This is a genomic window from Acetatifactor aquisgranensis, from assembly GCF_943193215.1.
GTDB lineage: Bacteria > Bacillota > Clostridia > Lachnospirales > Lachnospiraceae > Acetatifactor > Acetatifactor aquisgranensis.
Window position 1 is genome coordinate 154,373 of record NZ_CALPDH010000004.1, and the last position, 23,626, is coordinate 177,998.

At 50.9% G+C, this 23,626-nt stretch carries 21 protein-coding genes, 2 tRNA genes and 1 pseudogene; 21 read left to right on the forward strand and 3 right to left on the reverse strand.

All coding sequences use genetic code 11. The features are described 5' to 3' along the window. Window positions 1-441: 441 nt before the first annotated feature. Both NFS35_RS05115 and NFS35_RS05120 read right to left on the reverse strand, forming a co-directional pair. On the reverse strand, window positions 442-972 hold the full coding sequence (locus NFS35_RS05115; RefSeq protein ID WP_251206066.1) for a hypothetical protein: 531 nt from the start codon (window positions 970-972) through the stop codon (window positions 442-444). Then, window positions 969-2,267, reverse strand: a complete 1,299-nt coding sequence (locus NFS35_RS05120) for an AAA family ATPase (protein WP_251206067.1) — start codon at window positions 2,265-2,267, stop codon at window positions 969-971. The genes NFS35_RS05115 and NFS35_RS05120 overlap by 4 nt, the downstream gene beginning before the upstream one ends. A 433-nt stretch (window positions 2,268-2,700) precedes the next feature. On the opposite strand from NFS35_RS05120, the pseudogene NFS35_RS29865 reads away from it, so the two are divergent. Continuing rightward, window positions 2,701-2,868 (forward strand): annotated as a pseudogene (locus tag NFS35_RS29865) (hypothetical protein); the annotation flags it as partial. A 127-nt stretch (window positions 2,869-2,995) separates the two neighbouring features. Here NFS35_RS29865 and NFS35_RS05125 read toward each other — a convergent pair. Then, window positions 2,996-3,069: transfer RNA gene (locus NFS35_RS05125), tRNA-Pro, on the reverse strand. A gap of 143 nt (window positions 3,070-3,212) precedes the next feature. Here NFS35_RS05125 and NFS35_RS05130 point away from each other — a divergent pair. The 20 genes from NFS35_RS05130 (at window position 3,213) to NFS35_RS05225 (ending at window position 23,618) form a co-directional block, all read left to right on the forward strand. Continuing rightward, complete coding sequence (locus NFS35_RS05130) at window positions 3,213-3,632, forward strand: hypothetical protein (protein ID WP_251206068.1); 420 nt, start codon at window positions 3,213-3,215, stop codon at window positions 3,630-3,632. Next, window positions 3,616-5,499, forward strand: a complete 1,884-nt coding sequence (locus NFS35_RS05135) for an FAD-dependent oxidoreductase (protein ID WP_251206069.1) — start codon at window positions 3,616-3,618, stop codon at window positions 5,497-5,499. Before NFS35_RS05130 ends, NFS35_RS05135 begins: the two co-directional genes overlap by 17 nt. A gap of 146 nt (window positions 5,500-5,645) precedes the next feature. Then, entirely contained in the window at window positions 5,646-6,848 is a 1,203-nt protein-coding gene (locus NFS35_RS05140; protein WP_251206070.1) for a class I SAM-dependent rRNA methyltransferase, read from the forward strand. A gap of 70 nt (window positions 6,849-6,918) precedes the next feature. Next, complete coding sequence (locus NFS35_RS05145) at window positions 6,919-7,842, forward strand: hypothetical protein (protein ID WP_251206071.1); 924 nt, start codon at window positions 6,919-6,921, stop codon at window positions 7,840-7,842. Next, window positions 7,835-8,614 carry a DUF6709 family protein gene (locus tag NFS35_RS05150; RefSeq protein WP_251206072.1) on the forward strand — a complete coding sequence of 260 codons (780 nt, stop codon included), beginning with the start codon at window positions 7,835-7,837 and terminating at the stop codon, window positions 8,612-8,614. Before NFS35_RS05145 ends, NFS35_RS05150 begins: the two co-directional genes overlap by 8 nt. Window positions 8,615-8,757: 143 nt before the next feature. Beyond that, a tRNA-Lys gene (locus NFS35_RS05155) sits at window positions 8,758-8,830 on the forward strand. Window positions 8,831-8,974: 144 nt separating this feature from the next. Then, window positions 8,975-10,393 carry a DUF6709 family protein gene (locus NFS35_RS05160; RefSeq protein ID WP_251206073.1) on the forward strand — a complete coding sequence of 473 codons (1,419 nt, stop codon included), beginning with the start codon at window positions 8,975-8,977 and terminating at the stop codon, window positions 10,391-10,393. Between the two features lie 4 nt (window positions 10,394-10,397). Beyond that, window positions 10,398-11,027 carry a histidine phosphatase family protein gene (locus tag NFS35_RS05165; protein WP_251206074.1) on the forward strand — a complete coding sequence of 210 codons (630 nt, stop codon included), beginning with the start codon at window positions 10,398-10,400 and terminating at the stop codon, window positions 11,025-11,027. 80 nt (window positions 11,028-11,107) lie between these two features. Continuing rightward, window positions 11,108-11,896: a TatD family hydrolase gene (locus NFS35_RS05170; protein WP_251206075.1), complete on the forward strand. Its 789-nt coding sequence runs from the start codon at window positions 11,108-11,110 to the stop codon at window positions 11,894-11,896. A 298-nt stretch (window positions 11,897-12,194) separates the two neighbouring features. Continuing rightward, window positions 12,195-12,596 carry a DUF2975 domain-containing protein gene (locus NFS35_RS05175; protein ID WP_251206158.1) on the forward strand — a complete coding sequence of 134 codons (402 nt, stop codon included), beginning with the start codon at window positions 12,195-12,197 and terminating at the stop codon, window positions 12,594-12,596. Window positions 12,597-12,654: 58 nt separating this feature from the next. Then, on the forward strand, window positions 12,655-12,876 hold the full coding sequence (locus NFS35_RS05180) for a helix-turn-helix domain-containing protein (protein WP_251206076.1): 222 nt from the start codon (window positions 12,655-12,657) through the stop codon (window positions 12,874-12,876). A gap of 114 nt (window positions 12,877-12,990) precedes the next feature. Next, the gene (locus NFS35_RS05185) at window positions 12,991-13,203 is read left to right on the forward strand and encodes a hypothetical protein (protein ID WP_251206077.1); all 213 of its coding nucleotides are present in this window, start codon (window positions 12,991-12,993) and stop codon (window positions 13,201-13,203) included. A 17-nt stretch (window positions 13,204-13,220) separates the two neighbouring features. Next, window positions 13,221-13,457 (forward strand): hypothetical protein, encoded by a 237-nt coding sequence (locus NFS35_RS05190; RefSeq protein ID WP_251206078.1) that lies wholly within the window; start codon window positions 13,221-13,223, stop codon window positions 13,455-13,457. 160 nt (window positions 13,458-13,617) lie between these two features. After that, window positions 13,618-15,396: an ABC transporter ATP-binding protein gene (locus NFS35_RS05195; protein ID WP_251206079.1), complete on the forward strand. Its 1,779-nt coding sequence runs from the start codon at window positions 13,618-13,620 to the stop codon at window positions 15,394-15,396. A 142-nt stretch (window positions 15,397-15,538) separates the two neighbouring features. Next, window positions 15,539-17,314, forward strand: coding sequence for an ABC transporter ATP-binding protein (locus tag NFS35_RS05200; protein WP_251206080.1), 1,776 nt, complete (start codon window positions 15,539-15,541; stop codon window positions 17,312-17,314). 33 nt (window positions 17,315-17,347) lie between these two features. Continuing rightward, window positions 17,348-17,887: a hypothetical protein gene (locus NFS35_RS05205; protein WP_251206081.1), complete on the forward strand. Its 540-nt coding sequence runs from the start codon at window positions 17,348-17,350 to the stop codon at window positions 17,885-17,887. A 319-nt stretch (window positions 17,888-18,206) separates the two neighbouring features. Continuing rightward, window positions 18,207-19,742 carry a response regulator gene (locus tag NFS35_RS05210; RefSeq protein WP_251206082.1) on the forward strand — a complete coding sequence of 512 codons (1,536 nt, stop codon included), beginning with the start codon at window positions 18,207-18,209 and terminating at the stop codon, window positions 19,740-19,742. After that, window positions 19,739-21,544, forward strand: coding sequence for a cache domain-containing sensor histidine kinase (locus tag NFS35_RS05215; RefSeq protein ID WP_251206083.1), 1,806 nt, complete (start codon window positions 19,739-19,741; stop codon window positions 21,542-21,544). The genes NFS35_RS05210 and NFS35_RS05215 overlap by 4 nt, the downstream gene beginning before the upstream one ends. A gap of 163 nt (window positions 21,545-21,707) precedes the next feature. Continuing rightward, entirely contained in the window at window positions 21,708-22,655 is a 948-nt protein-coding gene (locus NFS35_RS05220) for an ABC transporter permease subunit (protein ID WP_251206084.1), read from the forward strand. A 60-nt stretch (window positions 22,656-22,715) separates the two neighbouring features. Beyond that, entirely contained in the window at window positions 22,716-23,618 is a 903-nt protein-coding gene (locus NFS35_RS05225; RefSeq protein ID WP_251206085.1) for a carbohydrate ABC transporter permease, read from the forward strand. Window positions 23,619-23,626 lie beyond the last annotated feature (8 nt).

Genomic DNA, 23,626 nt, shown 5'->3' on the forward strand with positions numbered 1-23,626 from the left:
AATTTGGAGAATGATGACGGACGGCTCGGAGAGGATAAACTGTTACAGCTCCTTTCCGAGTTTTTCTGTCCGTTAAATCCGGATATTGATTGCTTTTTGAAACATCCCTAAGTTGTAACTTTTATAAAATTTAGGATAGACAGGTAGTAAAGGAGAATGAAAAATGATATACTGAAAAGTACAGAAGGGAGATTCTATGAAAGAAACTAGATTGGATTTTGAAAAGAACAGGGCAGATTTAATATTTTAGAAAGAATACAATCTGAACGCAAAACCTTTGGAGATTGACTTGCTGGTCATAAAGAAGGAAACTTCCATTCAAATTGCCAGTGAAGGAAAGCTTTTTAAAGAGCATAATAGAACTTGGATTACAGGGTTCGCGAAGCGGTGCCTGTAATATCATGGAGTATAAATCTCCGGAAGACCATTTAATGTAACGGCCTATAGTTCTATATCCTTTTCATTAAATTGTTTCTCAACAATTTTTATATTTCCTTTATATTCTTTGCGAATCATCCGTTCCAAATTAACATATTCCGGACTCGCTTTTAAATTTGGTGTTGAAGATGTCACTATTGCTCTTGCATATACATGTCCAAATTTACGGAAAACATTTTTACACAATAATAAAGTTCCCTTAAGCTGAATCAATGCTTTGGGCACATTAACACCTTTGAGTTCTGTTAAAACAACAGTTGGAGTTGCATCACCAATGACAAACAAATAATCGCATTTGCTCGTATTTAATGGGACAGACTTATCTTCCGCTATTATCCCGCCATCCATTTTATATAAAATCACATGGTTTTTCTTCGTATTTTCAAGCACATATCTCTTTTTATTCTCTTCACACCTTACTGCTGAGCGTCTGTCCGATGACTCAATACAGCTCATCCTATTATTATCACATTTCTCTAAAGAATTACTTTGCAGTTCTCCATTAATACATTCTTCTAATTTTCTGCAAATCATTCATCTATCTCCATGGTAATAAGCTCATCAAGTTCACTATTTGTAATAGACGATACTTCATCAATATAATTTGTATTGATCATATGACTTTCCTCATCTAACAAAGATTCCAACACCTTTTCAGAATCGTCCACTTTATAGGCAGCGAAGTTTTCATAAGACACTCTTAAATTTTTGGGAATAACAATCTTATTTAACTTTGTATGCTGATTCTCCACTTTTTGCGAATACAATAATATATTGGTAGAAGTAAGTATATATGGACTATGTGTTGTTATAATAACCTTACTGTTCGTTGAATTTATCATTAACGAAATGAGACTCATAACATCCTTTTGTGCAATCGGAAATAAGTGTGCTTCTGGTTCTTCAATTATAATAAATGATTTGTTCTTTTCTAAAATTGTTGCAAAGGCAAGCATCAATATCCACAATACTTCCTGCTGACCAGACGAACCATACATCAGTTTAACCCAATGATACTCATCAAAATAAATTTTTTCACCATCGTTCTCGCTTATATAGTCTGCTTTCAGAATTTTCTTAACAAATTCATATGCCTGGTCTACTGCTGCATTATTGATCTGACCTTTAATCGTTTTTACATAATCTGTAATCATTTCCGGAATTTTAGTTCCAAATTTATTTTTTGTTATTTTTATCAGTTTAACAAATTCCTGCATAGTCAAATCCATCTCATCAGTAGAAACATCTTGTAACTGCTCAGACATGGTTGCTAACAAACTTCTTCCGGCTGGAATGTAAATAATTTCATCATTGTTTTCAAATACTAAAAACAACCGCTCATTTAAATGGCGTTTCATTACCCCCACAGCAGTTATATTATCCAAAAGACTCTTTGTATTGAAATTATTTAAAAACATTTCAGAAGCTTCATTTATCAACCCGCAAAGTTCTTCTTTTAATTTAGCATCAAGAGAAAATCGTACATAGCCATCACGGTTTAAGAAAATATTAATATGTTTTCCGGCAAACATATAGGAAACATAAAATTTTTGCATATGCTTAGTTTTACCAAAGCACCCTATAAACTGCTTTGTCAAATATTTCATATAATTATTGAAATACTCATTTTTATGATTTTGTGTAAACTGTGCTGCATCCATCAGATAATCTAAGGTATAATCTCTTATCTTTTGAACAAAATATATAACCTTACAAATTGTACTTTTACCAGAAGCCTGAGCACCTATAAATATCTGAAAATTTTTATTTAAATTTATCTGTGCCTCTTTTACTGGTCCAAAATTTTGTATGACAATTTTATTTTCCATAATCAAAAATCACTTCTCCATTGCTTTTATAGTTCATATCAGATATTAAAATTATAATAGAACAGCCTCTAATTTACAATATATAATTGCTTATAAAATGAAACCTTCAATTTTACGTTTATTTTCAGAATACCGGCAACTATGACGAAAGGTGCAGCCAGATGTCCCGTTTTTACATATTATTCGGGACAGTTTAAGCGCTCGGCAGATAAATCCAGTCGTGCATTAGAACTCGATTGAATTCCTTATCTTCCGAACTGCTAACCACATTTATTTTTTGTCGTTAATTCAACATTCTCCTTTATTCGATGATTTTTTGTTGTTTTTCAAATCTGGAAAAGGAATTGAATGGACAATGACAAATGCTGAAACTTCTTGAAAAATAAGGCTTTTTCTGTTTGTCATTATTATACCGTAATAGCATTCCTGCGCGTCAATGCTTATAAACAGAAATTGGGACATTAAGCAGCTTCAGTACTGGTTAGGACACGCCGATTCTGAGACCACGTTAAAAATATATTCCCATTATAACAGGCAGCGTCTTAACGCGACAGAGAATGACCTTAGCGAGATTTCGCGAGTGGCGGCAGGATTGTTTTAGCGAGCCCGTTGTTTTGTAGAACATTTTGTAGAACAGCCTCAAATAAGAGAAAAACTCGGGATTGTGCTGTAAAGAAAAAAGCCCAAATCCCTTGAAAACTGTGGGAATCTGAGCTTTTTTACAATAGTCGGCGCGACAGGATTTGAACCTGCGACCTCTGCGTCCCGAACGCAGCGCTCTACCAAGCTGAGCCACGCGCCGCCAGCTGTTGAAACGGAATATATCAATAATAAATAAAAAAAGATATTTTGTCAAGAGAAAAACAAAGATTCTGGAAAATCAAAAAATAGTTAATCAAAATGCAGTCCTGTGCTATGATAATAGATAGCAAAGGAGGCGTTCAAATGGCAAGGATCAAGGCAGAGTCGGGCGAGAAAGTTCACAGGCTGGAGGAGAAGGTGGCGGCGCAGGAGAAAGAGAACGCGCCGCTGAAGGAGAGCAACAGGTTCCTCACAGATAAGAACGCACGGCTGAAGAGCATCCCGGACAACGACAGCTTGAACACGTTCCTGCCCCATCCACCGACCAGAAGCCTGCTGAGAAAAGGGAGAACGAATACAACGAGCGCACAGCCGCGAAGAGGGAAAGTCGGTGCCCGGGCGAGGCACAGGGAAAGGATTGTGACGACCGACGAGATAAGGGAGAGGATAAGGACGGGCAGGCGCCGCCATGCGGCAAGGGAGATAGGCAACGTGACCTCCGGGAGGCAGGCGGCAGCGAGATCTGCCATGAAAGGATGGTATGGGATTGGAGAAAGGGTATAGGGAACGCATGAAAGTCATTGTAGTGGATGACGAGATTCCGATTCGGGATGAAATAAGGACAATGCGCCTGGCGGAGCATGGGTATGAAATCATTGGGGAGGCAGCCAATGGCAGAACCGCTCTGCAGCTTTGCAGACAGCTGCAGCCGGACATCGTGATTACGGATATTACCATGCCTGTGATGGATGGGCTGGAGCTGATTCGGATTCTGCAGAGGACGATGCCATTGACCAAATATGTGCTCCTGACCTGCCATCAGGATTTTGCCTATGCCAGTGAGGCCATCAGACACGGTGCGCTGGATTACATCATTAAGGCGGATATCTCACAGGAGGGCATCCTGAGAGTTCTGGATCGGGCCAGAAGCATTATCGAAAGGGAGCAGGAGAACCTGAGAAAGCTGGAGAACGAACAAAGGAACAGCTTTTCCAGGTATGCGCTAAAGAATGTGTGGGATGCGGGAGAAATCGACAGGGAACTGGAGCGGATTCACTTCCGGATTCACTATAACGGGCCCAATTATTTCCTGGTGGTGGAAAACCGTCTGGGCTCCTGGGCTTTCATGGAAATGATGGTCGGCAGTACCCTGGAGGCGGATAAATCCATTGAATGCCCCATAATCGCCAAAGCGGACGTAGTGGTGGCAGGCTCCGGGCCCGCAGGCGTCTCCGCCGCAATTGCGGCGGCGCGGGAGGGAGCGTCTGTGGTGCTGGTGGAGCAGATGGGCAACGTGGGGGGAATCGCCACGGAGGGGCTGATGAGTCATTGGACGGGAAACACAAAAGGAGGTTTTTATGAAGAACTGTTAAAACGCTCTGCCGATATAAAATCTTCGGAGAACCGGCATATCATCAATCCCGAGCGCCTCAAGACTGTATTGCTGGAAATGCTGGAGGAGGCAGGCGTCAGGCTGATGCTGTATACGTTTGCCTGTGGGCCGGTGATGGAGGGAAACTGTATTCGCGGCATCATTGTGGAGAACAAATCCGGCAGAGGCGTCATTTATGGCAAAATCGTCATAGACGCCAGCGGAGACGGCGACATTGCGGCCCGGGCGGGAGTTCCTTTCTGCCTGGGCCGGGAATCGGACGGCAGGATGCAGCCGGCCACGATTATGTTCAAGGTGGCGGGGGTGGATGTGGACAGAGGCGTCTTCCCGGGCTTTTTCGAAGATCACCTTGAAATTCCCGCCGGTGACATCCAGCAGATCGGACGGGAAAATCTGCCCTTTCCGGCAGGACATGTATTGCTGTACCGCACAACGCTCCCCGGCGTGGTCACCTGTAACATGACCAACTGCATCGGAATTGACGGCACAAAGGCGGAGGATTTGACAAAAGCCACCATTGTATGCAGAAAGCAGATGGACAGTATCGTGGATTTCCTGCGAAAGTTCGTGCCGGGATTTGAGGAATGCTATCTGATCAGCTCCGCTTCCCTGATCGGCGTGCGGGAGACCAGGCACTTTGAGGGGGAGTATGTGCTGGGTCAGGAGGACATCGTCTCAGCCAGAGTCTTTCCGGACTGGGTGGTGACCAGGGCGCACTTTAATTTCGATGTCCACAATATGACCGGGGACGGACTGGACGAGACAGGCGTGCAGAAAGGTTTTGCCCAGCCCCGGGGCTATACCATTCCCTATGGCTGTTTCGTGCCCAAAAAGGTGGACAATCTCTACCTTGCGGGAAGAAATATCAGCGGTACCCATATGGCGCATTCCAACTACAGGGTGATGCCGATTTGCGCGAACATGGGACAGGCTGTGGGGATTGCGGCGGCTATCTGCGCTGCCTCGGGCTGTATGCCGCGGAATTTGGATGTGAGGGCCGTACAGAAAAGGCTGGAGGAAGTCGGCGTATCGGTATAGGACGGAGAATACAAATTATAATCAAAAAGCAGCCGGCAAGAGGATAAGGGATATTCTCTTGCCGGATTTGCTTTTTTCTGCTTTTGTGCTATACTGAAAAGCAGAAAAGTTCGGAGGAAGCCGCCGAGTGCGGGCAAGGGGGAACTATGTATCAAACGATTGTGACATTGAAAAAGGGGGAGGGCCGTACCCTGAAAGCCGGCGGCATGTGGGTGTATGACAACGAGATTGCTTCCGTCACAGGGGATTTCGAGAACGGAGACGTAGTGGAGATCCACGATTTTGACGGCTATTGTATGGGGGCGGGCTATATCAACACGAAATCCAAGATAACTGTGCGTATGCTGTCCCGGAAAAAGGATGTCCTGATAGATGCGGCTTTCATAGAGAGGCGGGTGAGGGATGCCTGGGAATACCGCAGGCAGACCATCGACACCTCCAGTTGTCGTCTGATATTCGGCGAGGCGGATTTCCTGCCGGGAATCGTGGTGGACAAATTCGCCGATGTGCTGGTGGTGGAGTCCCTGGCGCTGGGGATAGACAGATGGAAAGAGACTATCGTGGATGCGCTGAAAAGGGTGCTGGCAGAGGACGGAATCAATATCCGGGGAGTCTATGAGAGAAGCGATGCCAAGGTGCGCCTGCAGGAGGGAATGGAGCGGGTCAAGGGATTTCTGGGGGAGCCCTTTGACACCAAAGTAGAGATTGTGGAAAACGGCGTAAGATATATCGTGGATGTGGAGGACGGGCAGAAGACGGGATTTTTCCTGGACCAGAAGAACAACAGGGCAGCAGTGGGCAGGCTCTGTAAGGGGAAAAGTGTGCTGGACTGTTTCACCCATACGGGCTCCTTTGCCCTGAACGCCGGGGCGGCGGGGGCGGAGAGCGTACTGGGGGTGGACGCTTCCGGGCTTGCCGTGGAGCAGGCCCGGGAGAATGCGAAGCTGAACCATCTGGAGGAAAAGGTGCGTTTCGAGTGCGCGGATGTGTTCGAACTGTTGCCCCGGCTGGAGCAGGGAGGGGAACGGTTCGACGTGGTCATCCTGGATCCTCCTGCATTTACGAAATCACGCAATTCCGTGAAAAACGCGGTGAAAGGATACCGGGAGATCAATCTGCGGGGCATGAAGCTGGTGCGGGACGGCGGCTTTCTGGCCACCTGCTCCTGCTCCCATTTCATGGAGCCTGAGCTTTTTGCCAAGACCATCAGAGAGGCGGCCTCGGGCGCCCACAGACGGCTGCGGCAGGTGGAATTCAGCACACAGGGGCCTGACCATCCCATCCTCTGGGCGGCGGATCAGTCCTATTATTTGAAATTTTACATTTTCCAGGTGGTCAGCGAACGCTGACTGCCTGTCCGGGAAAACATTTTTGGCCATGGAATCTTGATACAGACAGGAGCAGAAAGAGAATCAGGTTATGAGAAAGAAAAGAAGAAAAAAGAGATATGCCCTGCGGGTAATGCTTTTCCTGCTGGCTGCGGTCATCGCGGGCGCCGGACTTTATCTGTATCCGGCATGGAAAGCGGCGAAAATCCTGCGGGATAGAATGGCGCTGCCCTACAGTTCCTTTGAGATAGAGGTGGAGCTTGACAGGGAAAGGGTGCCAGAGGAGCAGAAAGAGATGTTCGGCACGCTGGCAAGGCTGACAGGGCTGCGTGAGGAGGCGGTGTACCGGCTTTCCGTCAGGGGAGCCGCGGTGGAGGACAAGGTTCACCTGATGATATACCCGGATGGGGAGGAAGAGCCTCTGCTTGAATTTTATCTAAGCAATGACATGAGTGTCATAAATGAGACGATACTGTACAATGCCATCCGCAGCAATCTGACAGGGCAGTTCGGTCTACTGGAATATCTGATGCCCGGCCAGGAGGAGACGCAGTATATGACGCTGGAGCAGGCAGAACAACTCTTCGGCGTGGAGATAAGCGGGCTTGACCGTTTCCGGCTGTCTGGGGCGGACAGGAGTATTACAGCAAAAGGGTATTTCCTGATGCTGGCTGTCATGTCCAGAGAGGAATTGGCAGACGGATGCCGGTTCGCGCTGGAGACAGAGCAGATTGTGCTGGGGTTCGACGTGGCAGAGGAAGAAAGGGATGGGGCTGCGACGAGGATGCGGCTTCAGATAAAGAATCTTCCTGAAGTTCTGGCCCGGGGGGACAGATTGCTTTCCCTGTTGGGGGACTGGCTGCCCTGGGAGAATCTGCAGGGCCTGAAAAGCCTTTCTATGACCCTGACGCGGTCAGATGAGGGGACGATATCGGTGCCCGCGAATCTGGTGAACCAGGAGACGATAGAGACGCTGTCCAAAATCCGCGCCTGGATACAGGAGACCTTTGGCTGAAACTATAAATGTGTTTTGGACTTGCGGAGAGGGGAGCCGAAAGAAGTATGTTTTCGGACATGGAAATGGAAGCCGGGAGGACGGTCAGGGGGAGAGAATGATTACAGGCGCGAGAGGCAATTGGAAAGAGGGCTGGAAACAGGACCTGGCAAAGATGCTGGTGTGGTTCGTGATCGGGGGCCTGTGCATAACGGGATTTGGCCTGCTGTCGGGCAACGTCAGGAATTTCTGGATAACTCTGAAGCGCGGATATGATGTGGAGTATCTGATGGAAAACGGCGGCGCGAAAGAGGGGATGCACGTGACAGGGAAGGTGCCCTATGTCTATGACTGCTTCGCGAATCTGTCGGATTTTGAGGATACAAATGTCAGTGCCTACTATTATGCCCTGCCCTGCGGGGATGGTATGATGATACTGAGCGTTCCCGCGAAGCAGTATGACGATATGGAACAGCTCTGGGAGGAGACATGGCAGTACGCGGAGAGCGGAATCAGACCCTCTTCCCCGGTGCCCGTAGAGGGATATGTGACGAAAGCGAAAGGCAGGCTTCCGTATCTGCTGTCGGAATATATGGTGGATGTCATGGGATACTCCCGGGAGGAAGTGGATGCTATGGGAGAGCCGCTGGTAATCCAATATGCCATGGAGGCGCTGCAGAGGGCCAGGATATACGCGCCGGTGGGCATGATATTGCTGTGTTCGGGGATACTGCTGCTGATATTGCGGCTGTTTCTGGGAAAACGCCGCATGGAAAAGGAGGGGAGAAAGTAGGAAATAGGTAGGAAATTAGAATTTTTTAAATTTTTTTAAAAAATTTTAAAAAAATGCTTGCATTTTTGAATGCAGTGTAATATAATTAATTTCGTTCTTGTGAGAGATATCGGACAGTAAAAACTGTGCGGCACATAAGAGATGCGCCACTAGCTCAGTTGGTAGAGCACCTGACTCTTAATCAGGGTGTCCAGGGTTCGAGCCCCTGGTGGCGCACTAGAAGGACTGTTTTTGAGGACATATGAGCCTTGGGGACGGTTCTTTTTTTGTGCCCGGAAAGCAGGGCGGTACTTGAATTATAGTCCTGTTTTCTGTATAATATTTAGACAGAAAAAGATATCAACCGAAAGGAAGACAGAGATGAAAAAGATACGCAATATCGTGACGATGGTGTGCGCGCTGGCGGCGGCCGCCGCTCTTTGGATGCAGGCGGGTTCCGCGTTCATGAAGCTGCAGGCGGGAGCTGAGCCCCTGGATTCGGAGACGGAGTTTGGCCAGGTCCGGGGAGAGTACATATCCTATGAGGCGGCATATCCGGTGGGAGTCTGCGTGGAGGAGTATTATTCCGGGGATCCGGACCGGGTGAGGACTTACGGGTATGTGGTGTACGATATGGAAAGGCAGACTTTCCTTTACATCGTGGTGCCGGAGCAGTATGACGGGCGCTATTCAAGCCTGCTGTATAATCTGCAGCTGGCAGTGGAGCTGCGGGCGGGAAAAGATATGACCCCGGCCCGGGAGGAGGGCTCGCTGGAACTCATGGACCAGGCTGCAATAGACCATGCCATGGCCGCGCTGGAGGAGAGCGAGATTGTGGAGCTCTATAATGATGTGAAAGACGATAAAGTGTACAGCGACACTTATTTTGGGGATGAATACGGCGAAATCATGGCGGCTGTGAGCCAGGAGATTTCCCGGGGCGTATCGCAGTCGGAATGGTACCGGATAGACAGCGGGAGCATAAACGGTATGACGATACCCGACATCTGGATCTGCATTCTGGCGGCGGGGCTGAGCGCTCTGATTGCCGTGGGCAACCTGATTTCCCTCTTTACCGGAGGCAGGGCGAAACAGGGCGGAAAAGCATCGGATTCCGCCGGCGCGATGGAGCGGTTCCTGGACGCCCAGAGGGGATGGGTGGAGGAATGGTGCCAGTACTGTCTGGCGCGGGCAAGCCGTTCCGCCTATCTGTCAGTGGCAATCTGGGTGGTGATTCTTGTGGGCATCGGCTATTTCGCCAAGACGCCGACGGAGAGAATCTTTACTTTCTCCCTGCCCTTGGGACTGCTTTTGGGAGAGCTTACGGGGCTGTTCATAATATGGGTGCAGAGAGGCCAGGCCAAGCCCCGCAAGATACTTAAGAGAATGGAAAAGGGTGTGAGGAAAGCGCTTCCCTCAGCCGGCGCCCAGGAGGAATTCGCGGAGGATTTCCTGAAAGCGGGAGAGGAATGGGCGTTCCGGGAGAGGAAGAAGAACTCCATGCTTTATGGGAGGCTGGGGAGCCGTTATTGGAGCGCCTTTTTCGGCACTGGAGTCGTCACTATAGTGGAAGTGGAGAAGCTGGAAAGAGTGGAGCCGGAGACCATATCCGGTTCGTACCGCAGCGGCAAGGTCAGAGTCTCCTATGAGTCCTATGTGGCCAAATTCTATTATCAGGGCACGCCGCTCTGGGAGAATGGGGATAAGGCATTCTCTTTCGAGACTACAGGCGGCCGGGACGCATTCCTGGCTCTGGCGGTCAAAAGGGGCGTGGACGGCGTAAAGATAAGGGAAGCGTGAGAAAGTGGAGATATATCTTTTCAGACATGGGGAGACGGATTGGAACAAGGCGCGCAGGCTTCAGGGGCACAGCGACATCCCGCTGAATGAATTTGGCCGGGAACTGGCGGTAGAGACGGCAAAGGCTCTGGCCGGGATATCCTTTGACAGGGCATTCAGCTCTCCCCTGAAGAGGGCTTTTGAAACGGCGGAGATTCTTCTGGCCGGGCAGGATGCCTCTCTGGAGACGGATGAGCGGCTGATGGAGATGGGGTTTGGCGAGTGCGAGGGCGGAGACTTTGACCGGCCGAAGCTGGATTCGGAGCATCCTCTGCATGATTTCTTCTGCAGGCCCCAGTGCTTTCAGCCCCGGGCAGGCGCCGAGTCCTTTCAGGAGGCTTTTGGCCGGGGGCAGGCGTTTCTGCGGGAGCGGATTGTTCCCCTGGAGGGAAGCTGCAGCCGTGTGCTGATTGTGGCCCATGGGGCCTTTAACAGATGCCTGCTGAGCGCCATAGGGGAAATTCCTCTGGAAAAGTTCTGGGAGATAGGCCTGCCTAACTGCGCGGCATCCATTCTTTCTCTGGAGGACGGCAAGTTCCGGATTCTCGAGATGGGGAAAGTCTATTATGGGACGCCGGTGAACGCCAGACCGTGAAGGGGGCGGAAGCCGGCGGCAGAATATGTGCTGCCGGGAGCGGCGCTGTCTGCGTTTTGCAAAACCGGCTTGGAGGCAATATGACACAATCGACAGACATTTTTGACACACATGCCCATTATGACGATAAAGCCTTTGACGGGGACAGGGAGGCTCTCCTGAGCCGCCTGCCCGGGGAGGGCATCGTCAGAGTGGTGAACGTCAGCGCCAGTTTGGAGTCCTGCAGGCGGACTATGGCGCTGACAGAACGGTATGACTACATTTATGGCGCCATAGGCGTACATCCCGGCGAGACCGCGGAGCTCGACGAGGCGGGCTATGGCTGGCTGAAAGAGATGTGCGGACAGGATAAGTGCGTGGCAGTGGGCGAAATCGGGCTGGACTATTACTGGGACGAGCCGGGGCGGGAAATCCAGAAGAAATGGTTCGCCCGCCAGCTGCATCTGGCAAAAGAAGTGGTTCTTCCTGTCATCATACACTCCAGGGACGCGGCCAAGGACACGATAGACGTCATGAGGGCGGAAAAAGCGGAGGAGACGGGAGGCGTGGTCCATTGCTTTTCCTATACGAAGGAGACGGCCAGAGCTTTTCTGGACATGGGATTCTTCTTCGGCATAGGGGGCGTCCTGACTTTCAAGAACGCCAGGAAACTGAGAGAGGCGGTGGAGTACATCCCGCTGGACCGGATTGTCCTGGAGACGGACTGTCCGTATCTGGCGCCTGTGCCTTACCGGGGACAGCGCAACAGTTCCCTGTACCTGCCTTATGTGGTATCGGCTCTGGCCCAGGCAAAAGGAATCGGTGAAGAGGCTGTGCGCAGGGCGGTCTGGGAGAATTCCGTCAGGCTGTACCGCATGGAGGGCAGGTGAGCCGGACAGAGAGACGGGTTCGGTCCGGATGGAGCCCGGGGAGCCGTGGTGTTAAAAGCGGAAAGAAGCCTTTTGAGGATTTGGGGATAGGAATCTTTCCGGAATGGGAGGGAGCGATGCCATCAGGCGCTTTTTGGAGCGCCTGGTGGATTTTTTTATGTCTTATCGGAAAGTATTGTTTAGAAATAACAATAAATAATTATTGAAAAACGATAAATATATATTGACAATCGTGATTCCGAGTGATATATTGTCTGGTAAAGGAAAAACAGGATATGAAAAATATCTGTTGGATTTCATGTTCTATTCGGGAATCGCGGTCACGCTGACCCTGCCTTTCAGCATTAAGAAAATCGGGGAGCTGTTCCCGTACATGGTGGAGCACTATGAGGAGACGGTCATCATCTATTTTGTGCTGGGGGTGTCGGCGCTGGTACTGCTGGGGGAGCTGAGGAGGATTTTCCGGACGGTACTGGAGGAGAATTGCTTCGTACAGGAGAATGTGGCCAGTCTGAACAAGATGGGCAGCTGGAGTTTCTTCATCGCGCTGATGTCCGCGGTTCGCAGCATTGTATATATGACCATCGCCATGTGGGTGGTCATCTGCGTGTTCATCATTGCGGGTCTGTTCAGCAAGGTGCTGGCCTATGTGTTCGAGCAGGCCGTGCAATATAAGGAAGAGAACGATTTGACTGTTTAGTGTGCGCCAATTGTTTGTGCCGGCTGCGTCGGCATAGTTGGGAGTATGAGGAGCGGATATGGGAATCATAGTGAATCTGGACGTAATGATGGCGAAGCGCAAGAAGAGTCTGACAGAACTGGCGGCTGAGGTGGATCTCACCCTTGCCAATCTGTCCATCTTGAAGAACAACAAGGCAAAGGCGGTGCGCTTTACCACTCTGGCGGCAATCTGCAGAGCCCTGGACTGCCAGCCGGGAGATATCCTGGAATATGTGGATGATATGGACGGCGGAGAGTGAACTGATTTGTGACCGACAGGAGGATGACAGGATGGGACGGGGAAAAGAAAAGGCGGTATGGGTTTTGGGCATTTTTGGGTCTTATAAAAGGAAGGAAAGGAGCGAGAGACAGCTATGGAAATGAAAGAGCAGAGCGTATGGGCAGATGGCACAGGTAGCGTCCGGCAGACGGCCGCACAGGCGGATAAGGATGCAAAGGGAGCGGGAGGAGCCGCCGCAAATGCGGATTGGGCGGCGGGCAAGGCTCCGGACATTATTAAAGGAAATTCTGACACTCATGTCAGCCTGTACCTTTATCATGATTGCTTCCGTATCTGCAGAGCCTGAGCGCGGACGCGGGGCCTGTGCTGGTGCCCTATCTGGAGGAGCTGGGCTATCATACGGAGGCGTTCTGGGAGGATTTCCCCATGGAATACGCCATGAACATGATGGAAAGCGATGGCAGCGGCCAGAGGGACCTGTCCTCACGGGAGACTTTTGGCTATTACTGGATGGCCAGACAGAAAAGCGGGATAGAGAACCTGGGGATTCGGACTTTCAACCTGTCGCGATTTCTGACCATGCGGAGTCTGAGCAGATAGGCGGGAAGTTTATAAAAAGTTTATAATGTAGGAACGCGGCGCTATTGACTCTCCTGCCTGCTGAGGAGTACAATGAATAATTACGGTGCGGCGGCAGCAGGCCGCCGCCGGCGGAAATAACAAAAACAGCAGGCCCCCGGAGCGGGCAAGGGGTGTAGATATGAAACAAAAGAAATTTTCTCTGACTCCGTACATACTGGAATACAAATGGTATTATCTGGGAGGCGTCATCGTCCTGTTGCTGGTGGATCTGGCGAACCTCTATATCCCCCAGTATACCGGCGAGATTATCGACGGTCTGACAGTGGGAGCGATAGACTACGACGGAGTGATAAAACTGGTCTTGAAGCTGTTTGCCGCAGGGGCGGTGATGACGCTGGGACGGTTCGGCTGGAGATTCTTCATAATCGGCGCGTCCCGGGGAATCGAATACCGGCTCCGGAACGATATGTTCCGGCATCTGGAGACCCTTTCCGCCCGGTATTTCAACAGCCACAAGACAGGGGATCTGATGGCCCGGTTCACCAATGATCTGCAGGCCATCCGCATGGCTGTGGGAATGGCTGTGGTGACGGTATTCGACGCGGTTGTGATGACCGCCATGGTCCTGGTGAAGATGGTGGTGTATGTGGATTTCAAGATGACGATTCTGGCCCTCATACCCATGATACTGATTTCCATAGGCTGCTATTTTTACGGAATCGAGGCCAAAAAGCGTCAGACCAGGAGGCAGGACGCTTTCTCGGAACTGTCCGACAAGGTGCAGGAGAGCCTGGCGGGCGTGCGGGTGCTGAAAGCGTTCGTGCAGGAGGAAGAGGATTTCAAGGCCTTTGAGAAAGCCAGCCGAAACAGCATGGAGAAGAACCTTTCCATGGTGAAGCTGTGGGCGCTCTTCGGGCCTGCGCTGGACACGGTCATAGGCGTGAGCCTTTTGATGACGCTGCTGTTCGGCGGGCGTCTGGTATTGAACGGGGGCATATCCATCGGTAAGTTCGTGGCTTTCAACTCTTACATCGGCATGCTGGTGTGGCCCATGATCGCCTGTGGTGACTGCATCAATAACTTCAGTCAGGCGGCAGCGGCGTTCCAGAGGATTGCCGCCATTTTCCGGGAGGAACCGGATATCGTGGATCAGAGTCCGGAATCTCTGGCAGGCAAGGATGTACATATCGGAGGGGACATTACCTTAAAGAATCTGACTTTCACTTATCCGGACGGCGAGGAGCCTGTGCTCAGGAACGTGAGCCTCCACGTAAAGGAGGGCGAGATGCTGGGAATCCTGGGGCGGACGGGCAGCGGGAAGTCCAGCCTGGCGGATTTGCTTCTGCGGGTCTATGACTGTGAGAAAGGCTCGCTTCTTCTGGACGGCAGGCCTATCACGGATTATCCCCTGGCAGTGCTGCACCGGGACATGGCCTATGTGCCTCAGGACAATTTCCTGTTCTCGGATACTTTGGAGGAAAATATCGCGTTCGGGCTGGAGGAGCGGATCAGTGACCACCCGGAACTGCGTGCCGGCATCCGGAAAGCGGCCCGGGCGGCCTGTATCCATGACAATATCGTGGAATTCCCGGATGAGTACAGGACGCTGGTAGGCGAGCGGGGCGTGACCCTGTCCGGAGGGCAGAAGCAGAGGAGTTCTATCGCCCGGGCGCTGCTGATGGACGCTTCGGTATTGATTTTGGATGATTCCCTGTCTGCGGTGGACACGGATACGGAGGAGCAGATACTGGAGAACCTGATGGAACTGCGCAGAGGCAAGACTACGATTGTGATCGCGCACCGCATCTCCACCCTGCAGAAAGCGGACCATGTCGCGGTTCTGTCGGAGGGGGAGCTGACGGAGTACGGCACCCACGAGGAGCTTTTGGAACTCCATGGTTTCTATGCCCATATCTATGAAAAGCAGCAGCTGGAGCAGGAATTGACTTCATTATAGGTCAGTTGGTAAAGTCGCGAAGGCGCACGAGAGGAACTTTCATGAGTGTATTTACGAATGAAAGCTCCTCTCATGAGATGTGCGCCAAAGGGACTTTACTCTTTAGTGCGTCGCGCAGCGACTTTAATAGGAGGATTTGAGAATGAGCGATTTGACGGATGATAAGATTGAATCCAATTATAAGGGAAATGCTTTGCTGCATCTGCTTTCTTATATGAAGCCTTATATTGGCTGGATGGCTGTTTGCCTGGTGCTGGTGCTGGCTTTGACGGGGTTTGACTTGTATCGGCCTATTTTGATCGGCGATGCCATTGATTTGTTCGAGGCGCAGGGGGATTATGGCGTCATCGTGGACACTGCTATCAAGTATGGGATTGTTCTGGCTTTGAGCTTTGTTTTCAATGTCACTCAGACATGGCTTCTGCAGAAGACCGGGCAGAGCATCATCCTCACAGTCCGGAAAGAGCTGTATGCCCATATCCAGTCTCTGAGCAGCCGCTATTTTGATCTGACGCCGGTGGGAAAGCTTGTGACCAGGGTCACCAACGATGTGGAGGCGCTGAATGAGATGTATTCCGGAATATTGGTTCGATTGTTCCGGAATATCGTGAAGATTATCGGATTGGCCGCTGTCATGCTGATGCTGGACTGGAAACTTTCCCTCATTTCTTTTGTGCTGCTGCCGGTGGTGGCGGTGCTGACAGTGGTGTTCCGCAAGATTGCAAGGGAGACTTACCGCATCACCAGGACCAGGCTGACGGACATCAACACTTTCCTGTCCGAGAATATATCCGGCATGCGCATCATCCAGATTTTCGGCAGGGAGAAAAGGAAGTTCGAGGAGTTCAACGGCAAGAATTATAAGCTGTACAAGGCGTTCTACAGGGAGATGATGGTGTTCGCCGTTTTCCGTCCCCTGATGTTCATTCTGAGTATCTTGGCGCTGATGACCGTGCTGGGAGTGGGCAGCAGGGATGTGCTGAACGGCACGATTTCTATCGGTACGTTGTATATTTTTGCACAGTATATCCAATCTTTCTTCGAGCCTATCCAGGAACTGGCGGAGCAGTTCTCCACCCTGCAGTCCTCCATCGCCTCGGCGGAGAAGATTTTTACCATCATGTCGGAGGAGCCCATGGTGAAAGAGGACGAGAATCCGGTGATTCTGCCGGAGATCAAGGGGCGCATCGAATTCTCCCATGTGTGGTTCGCTTACGACAATGAGAACTATGTGCTGCGGGACGTGTCCTTTGTGATAGAGCCCGGGGAGAGGGTGGCTTTCGTGGGCGCTACCGGCGCAGGGAAGTCCTCTATATTGAATCTGATTGGACGGTATTACGATATCCAGAAAGGGAATATTTATATTGACGGGGTCGATATCAGGAGGCTGAGCAAAAAACAGCTGCGCAGCGCCATCGGGCAGATGCAGCAGGACGTGTTCGTGTTCGAGGGGAATGTGGAATACAATATCCGCCTGCACAATGAGGACATTTCTCTGGAGGAGATTAAGGAGGCGGCGGAGTATGTCAACGCCTCTCACTTCATAGAGAAGCTTCCCGCAGGCTACAGCGAGCCTGTGACGGAGCGGGGCTCCACTTTTTCCGCGGGGGAGAGGCAGCTGCTGTCCTTTGCCAGGACTCTGGCCCACAAGCCCGGCATCTTGGTCATGGATGAAGCCACGGCCAATATCGACACGGAGACGGAGCTGCTGATTCAGGAGGCGCTGGAAAAGCTGATGCAGGGCCGCACCACTATCATGGTGGCCCACCGCCTGTCCACGATTCAGCATGCGGACTGCATCATGGTCATGCACAAGGGCAAAATCAAGGAGCAGGGCACCCATCAGGAGCTGCTGGTTCAGGACGGCATCTATAAGAAGCTGTATGAGCTTCAGATTCACCATGAGGCCACGGCGTAAAGGCAAAGGGGCAGGGAAGCAGGGAGGACGACGATGTTAAAGGATGCGGTTCAGGGAAATCAACTTGAGAATGTGAGAAAGCTGTACGAGGCGTCTTTTCCGGAATCAGAGAAGAAGCCCTTTGCTTTCATGCTGAAAAAGCAGAAAGAAGGCTGTTTCGATATCCTGGCAATCGAGGATGAGCAGGGTAAGTTCTGCGGGCTGGCAATCATGATGCTTTCCGGGGGCCTGGCCTTGCTGGACTATCTTGCCATCGAGCCCGACTGCCAAAGCGGCGGGATAGGCAGCCGTACTCTGGGAGAATTGTGCGGGTGTTATGGGAAAGAACGGATTGTGGTGGAGATCGAGAGCACGGCTGAGGAGAATCCCGTCAGCAGCAGAAGCGAGCGGCTGCGCAGAAAGGCTTTCTATCTCAGGAACGGCATGGTTCCCATGGATTTTCTTGTGGAGCTGTTCGGGGTGGAGATGGAGGTGCTCACTTTTGGCAGCGAGATTACATTTGAGCAATATTACGCTATATACGCGCAGGTCTTGCCGGCATCGCTGACAGAGAAGATACGATTGCTGGCTTAGGCCTTTATGAAATCATTTCCGGCACAGGTAAATATGCACATACTATATATTGTATCATGCAACTTGTTTTCTTTGGATGATGCCAATATATAGTATGTGTTTTTAATATCTGCATATTTTGGATATCCGCCGCAGTCGCCACTCCCATTGAACGGTGAAGCTTTATGAACAGTATCGTGATAATTGCCACCCCTTGCGAGTTAGTCAGGTCTTATGATAAAATAGGATTCTCGGCAGAGCATGTCTCGGAGATATGTGGCAGGGAGCCGGATATTACAGGACGATAAAGTGGACGAGAGATTATGGGAGTGGTGCTGAAATGGCAAGAAAAAGAAAGGTGCTGATCGCGGAGGATGAGATTCTGGTGCGGGAGGGCCTGAAAGGTATTGTAGATTGGGAACGGCTGGACATGGAAATTATAGGATGCGCCGTCAACGGAAAGCAGGCGCTGGAACTTTATGAAAAAGAGCATCCGGACATCCTGCTGACAGATATCCGCATGCCGGTCATGGACGGGCTGGAGCTGATTGCGCACATCCGGGAACGGGATAAGGCCATCCGGATTGTGATATTGAGTTGTTTTGAGGAATTCCGGTATCTGCAGGAAGCCATGCGCATGGAGGTATCGGACTATATCCTGAAGCTGAAGATGAAACCCGCGGAAATCGAAAATGCTATGTGCAGATTAAAGGAAGAACTGGACAGGAGCGGGGACAGCCGGCAGCTGCCGGATCGCAGGCTGCAGAAGGAAGAACTGTTCAAAGAGTATATTTTTTATCATCAGATTCCTGTAAGCGTGTTCCGCAGCCGAGTGGAGCGGATGCAGATATCCATACAGGAGAATCCTCTTCTGCTGTGCCGGCTGGTGCTGTTGGAATACAAAGAAGTCCGCCCGACCCGGGTGGACGACGGAGGGATGCTGGCCCGCTTTCTGGTCCTGAATATGGCGGAGGAGATTGTCAGGCGATACGGTGCGGGAGAATTGATAGGGGAACGGGAGGACTGCTACCTGTTCCTGACGAATGCCATACAGAGTGAGGATGGGGGATATACAGCGCCGGAGCGCCTGCTGCGGGAAATTGCCAGGACTCTCTCCGAAAGCCTGAATGTGCGTGCAGTGTGGATTATCAGCAGCGTAGCCGAATCATGGGAGCGGCTGCCCGATTTGTATCAGGAGTGCGTAGATGCGCTGGAAGAAACCTGGCTGGGGAAAGATATTGTCTACGCGGCTCTGGCGGGGCGCAGGGCATTGCTCTGGCAGAGAAAGACACAGGAGGCCTGCCGCCGGATCCGGACGCTTCTTCCCTGGAAGGAAGAGCAGCAGGAGCATCTGTGCGCCCTGCTTACAGAACAGGCGGCAAAGGGGACACTGGATAAGGACAGCGCGGAGAGGCTTCTCATAGAGGGGCTTTCCCAATGCGGCCTGGAGCAGGGGGCAGCGGCGAAGATTCGGGAGAGCGGTACATTTCTGGAGGCTGTATCGGTATACACAGAGGCCTGCCAGCAGGCACAGCAGCAGAGCCAGGGAAGGCTGAGTGTGGAGATTTATGAGGCATTGGGCTATATTGACGGGCATTTGGAACAAAAGCTGTCTCTGCAGTCGGTTTCCGGCCGGGTGGGACTAAGCCCTAATTATTTCAGCAGCCTGTTCAAAAAAGAGATGGATATCAGCTTTGTGGACTATGTTACGCAGAAGAGGGTAGAGCGGGCGAAAGAAATGCTCATGAATACGGACTTAAAGACCTGGGAGGTGGCCGAGAGGACAGGCTTTGTCAATGACAGCTATTTCTCCAAGACGTTCAAGCGGATTACAGGAAAGTCGCCCAGTTTTTTCAGAAAGCGTGAGAAGAAATGAAGATTCCTTTTTACAGAAGCGTCTTTTGGCGCATGATGGCTGCGGTCTCCTTTAGTTTTCTGGCGATTCTTTCCGGCAGCTTTGTCTTTCTCTATGCCAATGTGAGCGATTCGCTCAAGGAGCGGACGGACGAGGAAAAAGTCCAGTCCTTCCACCAGTTGGGCTATAATATCGATACTTTCCGCCGGGAAGTGGAGCTTTTGACGGAACGGCTGATCTCGGAGACTGCTCTGACAGATATGGTGTATATCGGAAAGGAGAGCCCGGGGACAGAATTCTCCATGAAAGCGGCCTATTTCCGGGAACTGGGGCAGATTCTGGAGCAATACCAGTATGTGGAGTCCATATGCTTTTATAACGCGGAGGGACTGGTGCTGTCCATGGACGGGCGGCAGAATATCATACAGGGCATAGAGCAGGACAGGGGCATTTTCTATGAGGAGAAGCTGTCGCAGTTTTCTTCCGAGAGAAAATCTGACTTTGGAGGGGTAAAGTGGTTCGGGGGATATACGAACAATGATTTCTTCCCCGCGCTGGACGAGAAAGATGAGACGGTCTATTATCTGTCTGCCTGCCGGCCGATGTACCAAAGGTCTCATTTGGCCTGGATTGTCGTCAACGTGAATCTGGATTATTTTACGGATATCTATAACTCTCATGAAAAGGAGGGAGTGCCGGAAGAGCTGACCTATATTGTGGACGCGGAGGGAAAAGTGATTTCCCATCCCCGGAGGGAGGCTCTGGGGATGGAGAAAGACGGAGCCTGGCGGCGGGATGGGACTGACGCGGTTTATTCTTTTGAGGAAAAAGGGTGTCAGGTTCTGTGTTATCCGCTGACGATTTCAGGCTGGACGATGATCAATGAAATGCCGTTGGGGACAATATTAGAGGACGCGAAAGGGATACGGATTACTTTTCTGGCGACTATCATCGTGGCAATCTGCCTGGTGGTCTTTTTTTCGGTATTTTGGGTGAACCGGCTGGCGTGGCCGCTGCGGGAGACTACGGAAGCACTGCGCCGCATGGAGGGAGGGGAGCTGGAAATCGCGCCTTTGAGCGGCGGGGAGAACCGGGACGAAATCGGGCTGCTGGTACGGCAGTTCAACCGAATGTCCAGCCGGATTGAGGGATTGGTGGAAGAAAACGCCGCAATGGAAAAGAAAAAACGAGAGATGGAGATTCAGGCCCTGAAAGCCCAGTTCAATCCGCATTTTCTATATAATACCCTCAATACGGTGAAGTGGATGGCCGCCCTGAAAGGGGAAGAGGACATCGTGGATTGTCTGGACGCGCTCGGAGATATCCTGCGGCCGATGTACCGGGGCAGCAGCCCGTTCTGGAGTCTTGCGGAGGAGATTGACTATATCGAGGACTACGGAAGGGTGATGCGCCATCGTTACGGAGAACAGGTCTGCCTGATTCCGGAGCCGGAGACGGAGACGCTGGAGGCCAGCGTACCGAAGTTCGTTCTGCAGCCCCTTGTGGAGAATGCTTTTCTCTATGGGAGGAAAGAGGAGAGCATATCGCTGGAAATCCGTGTAGGCAGCAGGCAGGACGAGGATATTCTGCTGCTGTGGGTAGCTGATGACGGAGAGGGGATAGAGCAGGAAAGGCTGGAGGCATTGAGGGAAAGCATCCGCACAGGGGAAAAGACGGCCCATATCGGTCTGTCCAATGTAAACGGCAGAATTCGTCTGCTTTATGGAGAAAGATACGGGCTGGCAATCGACAGCGCGCCCGGGAAAGGATTTGCGGTGACGATTCGCATCCCCTATCGGGAATGGGAAAATGAGAAATCGTAAGATTATTATACTTTTTGTTAGATTGCACAAGTAATTGATGAAAAAATGAGAATAGCATAAGATTTGAACAAAAAACGGAGAATAGGGAATAGAACCTTTCTCCGATTTTTATTATAATTGCACTTGTGAGGATGGACAGAATGGAAAAGGGGGAATGCGGAAGATGCAGGACAGAAGAGAGGAAAGCTTGCTGGTGAGACGTCTGGGCAGGCGAAGAGTCAGGGGATTGAAGTATACGCTTTTAGCGGTTCCTTTCGTGGTCTATATATTCGCGATGAACTATGTGCCGCTGATAGGATGGCTGTATTCCGTATTTGACTATAAGCTGGGACAGAGATTCCTTGATTTCGGAAATATGGTCTTTGTAGGTCTGGACAATTTCAAGAAGCTGTATAATGAGCGCTCCGAGGTGATGCGCGTGATGCGCAACACTTTAGTGATGAGCGGACTGGGGCTTTTGTCCACGCCGCTGCCGGTGGCGTTCGCTATCCTGTTCAATGAAATCAAGGGAAGGCATTTTAAGAAATTCGTCCAGACTACCACCACGCTGCCGAACTTTATCAGCTGGATTACGGTATACGGCATCGCCTTTGCCTTTTTCTCCGTGAACGGCTTTGTGAGCATGGTTCTGCGGCAGTTCGGCATTGAGCCGTCGCCCACGGGCATCCTGGGGGATGTGGACAAGGTATGGTTCCTGCAGTGGTTTCTGGGCATCTGGAAATCTTTCGGCTGGTCGTCTATCATCTATATCGCTGCCATCGTGGGAATTGACGCGGAGCTCTTCGACGCGGCCAGGGTGGACGGCGCGGACAAGCTCCAGACAATCTGGCATATCACTGTGCCGGGCATCCTGCCCACCTATGTGGTCATGTTCCTGCTGGCAGTGAGCAATATCCTGACCAATGGTTTTGACCAGTATTTCATGTTCTACAATCCGCTGGTGGCGGACCGTATCGAGGTGCTGGACTATTATGTCTATAAAGTAGGATTCATCATCAATGACTATCCCTATTCTATCACGCTGGGGATGCTGAAGTCGGTTCTGAGCATAGCGCTTTTGTTTACGGCCAACGGGCTGTCGAAGAAAATCAGAGGGGACGCCATTGTATAGGTAATGCGCTTTCGTACTATTGAAATTTATGCCCGCCGGGGCGGGCAAGGGGGTATAAGCATGAGGCACAAGAAAAGCACGATTAAAGTTTCAAGGCAGGAAAGAGTGCTGCAGGTGGTGAATTACATCTGTATGGCATTGGCGGTCTTCCTGTGCATGTATCCTTTCTGGTATCTGATTATCTATTCCCTTTCGGATCCCGCCCAGGCGGCCCGGGGCGTCTGGCTACTGCCCAAGGGCTTTACGCTGTACGCCTACCAGTGGATTGTGGAAAATACGAATTTCGGGCACGCATTTCTGATTTCGGTTTCAAGGACATTAATCAACACGGCGCTCTGCCTGCTGGGTTCTTCCCTGTTTGCTTATCTGGTGACCCAGAGGGACATGATTGCCAGAAAGTTCATCTACAGATTCGTGATTATCACCATGTATCTGGGTGCCGGACTCGTGCCATACTATATCACGATGAAAAGTTATCATCTGAACAACTCTTATCTGCTCTATATCATACCGGGCATTCTCAATGCCTACTATGTGATTTTGATCAAGACTTTTATCGAGCAGATTCCCACATCTTTAGAGGAATCTGCCAGAATGGACGGAGCGGGGTTCTTCAAGGTCTACGCCAGAATCATCATGCCTCTGTCCAAACCGATTATCGCCACAGTGGCGGTATACGCGTCCGTGGGAGCGTGGAATTCCTGGCAGGACAACTATCTGCTGGCGCAGAGTCCGAAGCTGCAGACCGTACAGCTGCTCCTGTACAACTGCATCAATCAGGCCCAGGTTCTGGCCGACAGCATGAAACAGGGGCTGGTACAGGCACCGGGGGCGGTGGCCCTGTCGGCTGAGACCATTAAGATGGCCACCACGATTGTGGCCGTGCTGCCGGTGATGATGGTCTATCCTTTCCTGCAGAAGTATTTTGTAAAGGGAGTCATGATGGGGGCTGTAAAAGGGTAAAGACCCTT

Excerpts from the sequence above, each read along its gene's own strand:
- NFS35_RS05175 (WP_251206158.1), top strand. The coding sequence starts at position 12,195 with ATGTTCTATTCGGGAATCGCGGTCACGCTGACCCTGCCTTTCAGCATT.
- NFS35_RS05200 (WP_251206080.1), top strand. The coding sequence starts at position 15,539 with ATGAGCGATTTGACGGATGATAAGATTGAATCCAATTATAAGGGAAAT.
- NFS35_RS05220 (WP_251206084.1), top strand. The coding sequence starts at position 21,708 with ATGCAGGACAGAAGAGAGGAAAGCTTGCTGGTGAGACGTCTGGGCAGG.
- NFS35_RS05170 (WP_251206075.1), top strand. The coding sequence starts at position 11,108 with ATGACACAATCGACAGACATTTTTGACACACATGCCCATTATGACGAT.
- NFS35_RS05210 (WP_251206082.1), top strand. The coding sequence starts at position 18,207 with ATGGCAAGAAAAAGAAAGGTGCTGATCGCGGAGGATGAGATTCTGGTG.
- NFS35_RS05115 (WP_251206066.1), bottom strand. The coding sequence starts at position 972 with ATGATTTGCAGAAAATTAGAAGAATGTATTAATGGAGAACTGCAAAGT.
- NFS35_RS05205 (WP_251206081.1), top strand. The coding sequence starts at position 17,348 with ATGTTAAAGGATGCGGTTCAGGGAAATCAACTTGAGAATGTGAGAAAG.
- NFS35_RS05145 (WP_251206071.1), top strand. The coding sequence starts at position 6,919 with ATGAGAAAGAAAAGAAGAAAAAAGAGATATGCCCTGCGGGTAATGCTT.
- NFS35_RS05160 (WP_251206073.1), top strand. The coding sequence starts at position 8,975 with ATGAAAAAGATACGCAATATCGTGACGATGGTGTGCGCGCTGGCGGCG.
- NFS35_RS05195 (WP_251206079.1), top strand. The coding sequence starts at position 13,618 with ATGAAACAAAAGAAATTTTCTCTGACTCCGTACATACTGGAATACAAA.
- NFS35_RS05215 (WP_251206083.1), top strand. The coding sequence starts at position 19,739 with ATGAAGATTCCTTTTTACAGAAGCGTCTTTTGGCGCATGATGGCTGCG.
- NFS35_RS05140 (WP_251206070.1), top strand. The coding sequence starts at position 5,646 with ATGTATCAAACGATTGTGACATTGAAAAAGGGGGAGGGCCGTACCCTG.
- NFS35_RS05185 (WP_251206077.1), top strand. The coding sequence starts at position 12,991 with ATGGAAATGAAAGAGCAGAGCGTATGGGCAGATGGCACAGGTAGCGTC.
- NFS35_RS05225 (WP_251206085.1), top strand. The coding sequence starts at position 22,716 with ATGAGGCACAAGAAAAGCACGATTAAAGTTTCAAGGCAGGAAAGAGTG.
- NFS35_RS05180 (WP_251206076.1), top strand. The coding sequence starts at position 12,655 with ATGGGAATCATAGTGAATCTGGACGTAATGATGGCGAAGCGCAAGAAG.
- NFS35_RS05130 (WP_251206068.1), top strand. The coding sequence starts at position 3,213 with ATGGCAAGGATCAAGGCAGAGTCGGGCGAGAAAGTTCACAGGCTGGAG.
- NFS35_RS05120 (WP_251206067.1), bottom strand. The coding sequence starts at position 2,267 with ATGGAAAATAAAATTGTCATACAAAATTTTGGACCAGTAAAAGAGGCA.